This window comes from Citrobacter sp. Marseille-Q5395 (assembly GCF_947057495.1).
Classification (GTDB): Bacteria; Pseudomonadota; Gammaproteobacteria; order Enterobacterales; family Enterobacteriaceae; genus Citrobacter; species Citrobacter murliniae.
Map to the genome: position 1 here is coordinate 95,663 of NZ_CAMSEL010000013.1, position 7,279 is coordinate 102,941.

Consider the following 7,279-nt stretch of genomic DNA (forward strand, 5'->3'; position numbering starts at 1 on the left):
TTAGCAGCAACATGCACTATGAGGCTATGTTAGCCTAATGGCATTCTTATTTGATAAAGCTTGCTACAAGAAGTTTTGTCAATGTTCAACCTGTTTATCAAACCTATGGAGATTATTTATGACTGGGAGTGGTATGAATACTGTACGCATAAACAATGAAGTGAAACACATCTCAGAGTTAGATTCCGAGACCCTTTCTCTTGAATGGAATAAACTGAAAAACGAAAATAACGAACTGTATCGCTGCATAAAGGAAGCAAATTCTGGTTGGCGAGGTTTTGTCCTTCGTTTGATAGGGGTTCATCTGCCTGATGGTAAAACAATTGTCATTCATGGTGTTAGCACTAAAAATGAATCTACTCACACTGAATAATACACAATAGAAAAACTGTTAGTATCAAAGATCACAATGAGGCTATGTTAGCCTTCGAACATTCACAAGAACTAAGAAATTCAAATGGCTTACGTTCAATTCGAGGTAAAAATGATGGCAGATATCAATGACTCTTATTATGCTCGTAACGAAAAGTGGATTAGGCCAGCACTGATTGCTTTTATATTTGCATTTGGCAATAGTCTCGGTGATATTCTCGGGGTTGCGAGCCCCATAGTTTCCACAGCAAGTATGTGGTTGGCTGCAATTGCGTTTATTATCACTGGTGTAATGGTGATGTTTACAGATACGATTTCAGCACATATTTTAAAATTGTTGGCGGTCGTGGCACTGTTAGGGGCAGTCATCACTTTAGTGATTCGCTATTTCACATAGAATCCCTCAATGAATGCACCGCTTGCACGCTTTCTGAGTTATTGTTTCCCTTTATAAACGTCGGCTTATGTATAGCGTTCATCTGCACAACGGGGACGTTGAGTGAATGAGAACTGCCGGATTGCGTTCCTGCATTACCACAATCAGAGATCCTGGTTGTGGTTTCTAAGAAAATTCTGAATATCGGTTCATGAGACCGGTGGTTACAACTTGTAATATATTAGACTTAGCTTTTGATTCATATATTTGTACTATACCCACATCATTTATATGGATGTAGGTCGCTATGGCGTTAAAAGGCAAATTAACTCTCAATGATGCAGATTATGCTCCATTTGAACTTAATGGGGTAGGCGTCTTTATGGCCTTTTCCGGAAACGGAATATACAGAAATCACGGTGGTTGCAGGGTTGTGCCGGATAATGGACCTAAGCGCTGGGCGTACCTCGCCGTTGTTCTCGACCTGTTCTCAAGAAAACCAGTGGGCTGGGCCATGTCGTTCTCGCCGGACAGCAGGCTTACCATGAAAGCACTGGAAATGGCATGGGAAACCCGTGGTAAGCCCGTCGGGGTGATGTTCCACAGCGATCAAGGCAGTCATTATACGAGCAGGCAGTTCCGGCAGTTACTGTGGCGATACCGGATCAGGCAGAGTATGAGTCGGCGTGGAAACTGCTGGGATAACAGCCCAATGGAGCGCTTCTTCAGGAGTCTGAAGAACGAATGGGTGCCAGCGACGGGCTATGTAAGCTTCAGCGATGCAGCTCACGCAATAACGGACTATATCGTTGGATATTACAGCGCACTAAGACCGCACGAATATAATGGTGGGTTACCACCAAACGAATCAGAAAACCGATACTGGAAAAACTCTAACGCGGTGGCCAGTTTTAGTTGACCACAACAGCACTGAGGTATCTGACGAGCAGTACGAACGCTTTCTGGGGCACAGCACGAGCAAGCAGGCTGAACAGATCCTACGCGGAGAGCAGCCAGCCAAGGGGCTTCAGTATGCAAAGCGAGCGAAGAAGCTCGCTTCTGAAAGAAAAGCCACAATTGATCTGGATAACGAGCACCTGTCTGAAATCGAAAAGTATCGGTAGCCCTAGACTTTTAGCCGCTGAAGATCTCTTAGATACCATTGGTGAAACTTGCTGAAGTCAGCCTTCTGTTTCTCTACCGTGCTGTTATAGATCGCATCACTGGCAACCGCACAAGCAGTCCAGCCAGCCTCATAGACGAAGCGAGTAGCTATCGGTGACTTCTTCGGGGTGCTATCCCAGCGGTTTTTGAGCCACCGCGCAAGCCCTTCATCAAGAGGGACAACCAGATTTAGCTGCTGTTTTGTGCGAGTGATACCGACATAAAACAGCCGACGTTCCTCCTCGATTTCCTCTTCGGCCGGAGGGGTGTTCATCGATGTGCGAACGCTGTAAACATCATCGGGTTTGCCGCCAGGAAATTCCTGCTCATTCAGCCCGATCAGTATTACGTTATCCCACTCCAGCCCCTTGGAACCATGCAATGTGGAAAGAATGAAGGGATCGCAGTCAGTAGCAGCCTCGCCTGGATTCAAGATAAGGTTTAAAAACGTGCGGGAATCGATCTTACTGGAGTCAAGTAGCTCCCCGATCCTCACGACCCCTCGTTGCTGGTCGTTCGATCCAGTGCGAGTTACACCCTCAGAGCCAACACTATCAATGAAACCCTCCATACTCAGGCGTCGTAACACATCGATAGCAGGCGTTTCCTCTCCGTCTTTCTGGCAGATAGTGGCGAGCCTGCCCAGCCGATCTTTTTGGTATTGTGCGCCCTCGAATAACTGACCTAGAGCAGACCATAGGTCGGCGTGCGGAGCCATCAATCCACTGAGCGCCGCTTTGAATTGCCCTTTCTGCCAGCTAAAACCAGCCTCCTTCAGAAAGCCGTAAACAATCGCTTGTTTGTTGGGATGGTTTTCCAGTAGCCGCAGATCGCCGTACACAGACAGCAAGACGCCAACTACCAGTATCCCGATTTCGGTGCGGGTGTGTAATGCGCTTGAACCATTGAGGTAGCGATAAGGTAGCCCACACAGGCGTAAAGCAATTTCCGCCTCAGCAAGGTTCGCCTTAGTGCGGGACAATATGGCTTGTGTTCCACTGCTCACCGAGAGGTTTGATAGCACCTTGGATAGGCAGTTATCAAAGTGCAATCTGACCTCTGTTTTGGGGGTGCTAGGATGACTGACACAAAGCTTGGTCAGCTTTGTAGAGTTGCGCCGAATTACCGAGTTAGCCATCAAGGAAAGCTCATGGCCAAATCTGAACGTGCATGACAGTTGAAACACCTTCGTATTCGGGTAGTGCCTTTCAAACAGTCCGCCGATAAAGTCTGGTCGAGCACCACGCCACTCATAAATACACTGGTTAACATCACCAACAGCCATAACTGACGTATCCGACTTAGATAGCAAGCGGGTCATGTCATGCTGTATCAGGTTAACGTCCTGATATTCATCAACAATGATGTGCTTGAAGTGGGCACCAAGGCTGCTGTCATTACGCAACAGTGCGACAGCCTCAATCAAACAGTCATCAAAGGTTCGCAGACTGTTTTCCTCCAGCAGCTCACAATAGCGGCCATAGGCGCGAATAAACTCCCGTTTGATGTTGCTGAACGTTGGATCATTGGCAGCATCAACAGGAGTTACGGCCGCCGCCCGGCAGCGAGCAATAAACAGCTCGAAGTTTTCAATTTCATTGGGGTCAATATAATTCGCCTCATGGTCAAAGCCATAGCGGTAGGCTTGCTTTACCAGTTGCTCATAGCGGTAGTCGCTTGGAGTAATGAGGTCTTTCTTCTTGATTATCTGTTGGCGTTCTCCGTAACCAACAATCTTTAAGGCCAAGCTGTGGAACGTGCGGATTTCTGGAATCACGCTCGACATCAGTGCCGTCTTCAACTTCTCCGTGAAGCTCACCTGCGCCGACTTGTTGTACATCAGGATCAGAATGGAGCGAGGATCAGTTCCCGTCTTGACCAGCCGCTCAACGCGCTTTACAAGTGTGGTTGTTTTCCCGCTACCAGGTACGGCTTTTACCAACGCATGTCCGGTGTCATGGCTGACAATACTTTTCTGCTCCCAAGTCAGTCTTTTTGTCATGCCTTAACCTTGTAATTGGCGCACTGACGGGCCTCGGTGTAGGGAACGATCTTTGCCTTACTGTGACATTGCAGATAGCCATCCTCCCATCGGCCTGCTTGCTCGCACATAATGCAGTTGGGAAATAGTGAATGAGGATCGGCGTGACGGATAAAAGCTCGTAAGTTATCAGCCAGCTCAGCGGCCCCTAACGATCTAGGCCATGTGTTCACGTCAGAATTGATTGTTAAATCCACTTCAGCGAGCGGCATCGTTTGTTCGTTGAGTCGGCCGGAACCACTTAAACTCCAGACAGACATATCCACGTTACCTACTGAGCAGACGCCGCTACAGGTGTCCACAGATTGAAACGGGGGAAGCCAGTTGAATACTCTCAGGATCTTCTCCTTGATCGAGTAGGCCCCGGTAAGCAACATCTGAATATCAGAGGCAGATTGGACCTTAAACTCAAGAATCGGGATACCGGCTTCGATCTTGTCTTGAGAGCAGGGGTGTGTGACACAAATCTCTACGTAGCAACGCCTTTCGCCAGTCGTATCATACAACATCACGTCTGGTCGCAGCCCTGTGACCTTATCGTGTTTTTCCAGCTCTGCCTGATCGAAAAATTGAGTCAAGTTGTAGCGTGCAGGCACGGATTTTACGCACTGACGTGCTTCGTCTCTAACTAAGGCTAAATGAGAACCATTACAGGCAACCCGGCGCTCCAGCTCAAGGCTAATAGGGGTTTGAGGTCCAATGATGTAAAAAACCACGATAAGAAGATAACCTGCTGTTTTTATTTAAAAAAAGCAGAAACCTTTCTGTTGTTAATGTTTTTTAATTTTTCCCCTTGAAAAATAAAGGATTGCCCCACTATCATGGTCGAATAAATAACTAATTTGTGCGGATTTAGGAGGCCGCTTGGAAAAGGGAAAAGATCCTACGCCAAGGCTTTTTTAGCAGAAAGGTGTCAGTAACTACCTGAATTAACCCTGCTACGCCGTTTTTGCGTAAGAAACCGAACGTTTTCATACCGTTGGCCTTCAAACCACTATGGAAAAAATAAAAGGGTGATGTGATTGAGTAAAAAAAAATGGCACTGTTGCAAATAGTCGGTGGTGATAAACTTATCATCCCCTTTTGCTGATGGAGCTGCACATGAACCCATTCAAAGGCCGGCATTTTCAGCGTGACATCATTCTGTGGGCCGTACGCTGGTACTGCAAATACGGCATCAGTTACCGTGAGCTGCAGGAGATGCTGGCTGAACGCGGAGTGAATGTCGATCACTCCACGATTTACCGCTGGGTTCAGCGTTATGCGCCTGAAATGGAAAAACGGCTGCGCTGGTACTGGCGTAACCCTTCCGATCTTTGCCCGTGGCACATGGATGAAACCTACGTGAAGGTCAATGGCCGCTGGGCGTATCTGTACCGGGCCGTCGACAGCCGGGGCCGCACTGTCGATTTTTATCTCTCCTCCCGTCGTAACAGCAAAGCTGCATACCGGTTTCTGGGTAAAATCCTCAACAACGTGAAGAAGTGGCAGATCCCGCGATTCATCAACACGGATAAAGCGCCCGCCTATGGTCGCGCGCTTGCTCTGCTCAAACGCGAAGGCCGGTGCCCGTCTGACGTTGAACACCGACAGATTAAGTACCGGAACAACGTGATTGAATGCGATCATGGCAAACTGAAACGGATAATCGGCGCCACGCTGGGATTTAAATCCATGAAGACGGCTTACGCCACCATCAAAGGTATTGAGGTGATGCGTGCACTACGCAAAGGCCAGGCCTCAGCATTTTATTATGGTGATCCCCTGGGCGAAATGCGCCTGGTAAGCAGAGTTTTTGAAATGTAAGGCCTTTGAATAAGACAAAACGCTGCCTCATCGCTAACTTTGCAACAGTGCCCCTAATCGTGTTCAGCAGAATAGCCGGAGGAAGTTTCCTACTGTCGATAAGAAAGGATTGGCACAGGGAGTGTGAATATCGAAACACCATCACAGAATAATGCCAGATAGAAATGCGATAGTAGGGTTGGATATTTAAATAAGGAGCATCCCGACTTAAAATGAATATGACTGCGTAACCAGGCGCAATAAAAAAAGCGAAAGAATCGCTTTTATTCTGGTTGTTTTTTCGAAGAGTGACCGTTTTCTGAGATGACAAGAAATAAGGAAGTCCTATGATCGCTAGCGGAATAGTTCAAAAACTGAATGCGCAAATGAATCAGGAGTTTTATACCTCAAATTTGTATCTTCAGCTCAGCCAGAGGTGCAGCGAGAATAGCCTTAATGGCACCGCACTATTTTTGCGTCATCAGGCGCAAAATACGGTGACGCAAATGATGCGCATGTACGAATACATCAAACAGAGCGGCGCCACGCCGGTGTTACAGGAGCAACACGCCCGGTGCGGTGAATTTTCCACGCTGGAAGATCTGTTTGAGCAGACGGTAAGCGATTACCAGAAGCGCATTAATGCGCTGACCTCTTTGACGGAAGACGCCCAGGCAGCAAACGATAAGTCAGCGATTAACTTCCTGAAGCGATACAGAAAAGAGGAAATCGTGGACGGGACGCTGTTGCAAATCATTCTGGATGAAGTCCGCAGCGCTAAAAAAGCGGGCATCAACATGCAGCAAACCGACCACTATCTGGTTGGCGTGATCGATCGCTATCACTAAATCAATTTCGCAGTACGAGGAGGTTTTACGCCTCCTCAGAAAATCTGTTTTACATCAGAAACAGAGGTTTATGCCAGTGAACATTTGATACCCAACACGTCATAGTGATTTTTTAACTTAGCGTTTTTATATCGTGCCAAAAATGTCTCTGCTTGTGTCTTTATATTAAGGAAGGTGCGAATAAGCAGGTCATTTCTTCCCAAGCTGACTCGCTGATTAAAATTTCGCGGATCTGGGCCGATTTTTTTCCCGCAAACACATCGAATCAGCCTATTTAGGCTATTTTTTCCACCATTTCTGGCGTTATTTCCGGTTTTTACTGAGATCTCTCCCACTGACGTATCATTTGGTCCACCCGAAACAGGTTGGCCAGGGTGAATAACATCGCCAGTTGGTTATCGTTTTTCAGCAGCCCCTTGTATCTGGCTTTCACGAAGCCGAACTGCCGCTTGATGATGCGAAACGGGTGCTCCACCCTGGCACGGATGCTGGCTTTCATGTATTCGATGTTGATGGCCGTTTTGTTCTTGCGCGGATGCTGCTTCAAGGTTTTTACCCTGCCGGGACGCTCGGCGATCAGCCAGTCCACATCCACCTCGGCCAGCTCCTCGCGCTGTGGCGCTCCTTGGTAGCCGGCATCGGCTGAGACAAATTGCTCCTCTCCATGAAGCAGATTACCCAGCTGATTGAGGT

General features: G+C 47.7%; 7 protein-coding genes and 1 pseudogene. 5 read left to right on the top strand and 3 right to left on the bottom strand.

Annotation, left to right across the window (positions count from 1 at the left end):
• Positions 1 to 118 precede the first annotated feature (118 nt).
• From OH663_RS15970 to OH663_RS15980, 3 genes and pseudogenes are all read left to right on the top strand, one after another.
• The gene (locus OH663_RS15970; RefSeq protein ID WP_022652197.1) at positions 119 to 373 is read left to right on the top strand and encodes a hypothetical protein; all 255 of its coding nucleotides are present in this window, start codon (positions 119 to 121) and stop codon (positions 371 to 373) included.
• Positions 374 to 457: 84 nt separating this feature from the next.
• On the top strand, positions 458 to 769 hold the full coding sequence (locus OH663_RS15975) for a hypothetical protein (protein WP_032610398.1): 312 nt from the start codon (positions 458 to 460) through the stop codon (positions 767 to 769).
• Between the two features lie 430 nt (positions 770 to 1,199).
• Positions 1,200 to 1,667 (top strand): annotated as a pseudogene (locus OH663_RS15980) (IS3 family transposase); the annotation flags it as partial.
• A 207-nt stretch (positions 1,668 to 1,874) separates the two neighbouring features.
• On the opposite strand, the gene OH663_RS15985 reads toward OH663_RS15980, so the two are convergent.
• Together OH663_RS15985 and OH663_RS15990 are read right to left on the bottom strand one after the other, a co-directional pair.
• Entirely contained in the window at positions 1,875 to 3,914 is a 2,040-nt protein-coding gene (locus OH663_RS15985; protein WP_040115271.1) for an ATP-dependent helicase, read from the bottom strand.
• Positions 3,911 to 4,669 (bottom strand): hypothetical protein, encoded by a 759-nt coding sequence (locus OH663_RS15990; protein WP_223866328.1) that lies wholly within the window; start codon positions 4,667 to 4,669, stop codon positions 3,911 to 3,913. The genes OH663_RS15985 and OH663_RS15990 overlap by 4 nt, the downstream gene beginning before the upstream one ends.
• A 385-nt stretch (positions 4,670 to 5,054) precedes the next feature.
• Here OH663_RS15990 and OH663_RS15995 point away from each other — a divergent pair, with 385 nt between their 5' ends.
• The gene (locus OH663_RS15995; RefSeq protein ID WP_001067855.1) at positions 5,055 to 5,759 is read left to right on the top strand and encodes an IS6-like element IS26 family transposase; all 705 of its coding nucleotides are present in this window, start codon (positions 5,055 to 5,057) and stop codon (positions 5,757 to 5,759) included.
• A gap of 326 nt (positions 5,760 to 6,085) precedes the next feature.
• Positions 6,086 to 6,586, top strand: coding sequence for a non-heme ferritin-like protein (locus tag OH663_RS16000; RefSeq protein ID WP_001752509.1), 501 nt, complete (start codon positions 6,086 to 6,088; stop codon positions 6,584 to 6,586).
• Between the two features lie 316 nt (positions 6,587 to 6,902).
• On the opposite strand, the gene OH663_RS16005 is transcribed toward OH663_RS16000, so the two are convergent.
• A partial coding sequence (locus tag OH663_RS16005; RefSeq protein WP_134360136.1) for a transposase occupies positions 6,903 to 7,279 on the bottom strand: 377 nt, incomplete at its 5' end.

Coding starts and splice junctions, on each gene's coding strand:
- OH663_RS16000 (WP_001752509.1), top strand. CDS start 6,086: ATGATCGCTAGCGGAATAGTTCAAAAACTGAATGCGCAAATGAATCAG.
- OH663_RS15970 (WP_022652197.1), top strand. CDS start 119: ATGACTGGGAGTGGTATGAATACTGTACGCATAAACAATGAAGTGAAA.
- OH663_RS15975 (WP_032610398.1), top strand. CDS start 458: ATGGCTTACGTTCAATTCGAGGTAAAAATGATGGCAGATATCAATGAC.
- OH663_RS15985 (WP_040115271.1), bottom strand. CDS start 3,914: ATGACAAAAAGACTGACTTGGGAGCAGAAAAGTATTGTCAGCCATGAC.
- OH663_RS15995 (WP_001067855.1), top strand. CDS start 5,055: ATGAACCCATTCAAAGGCCGGCATTTTCAGCGTGACATCATTCTGTGG.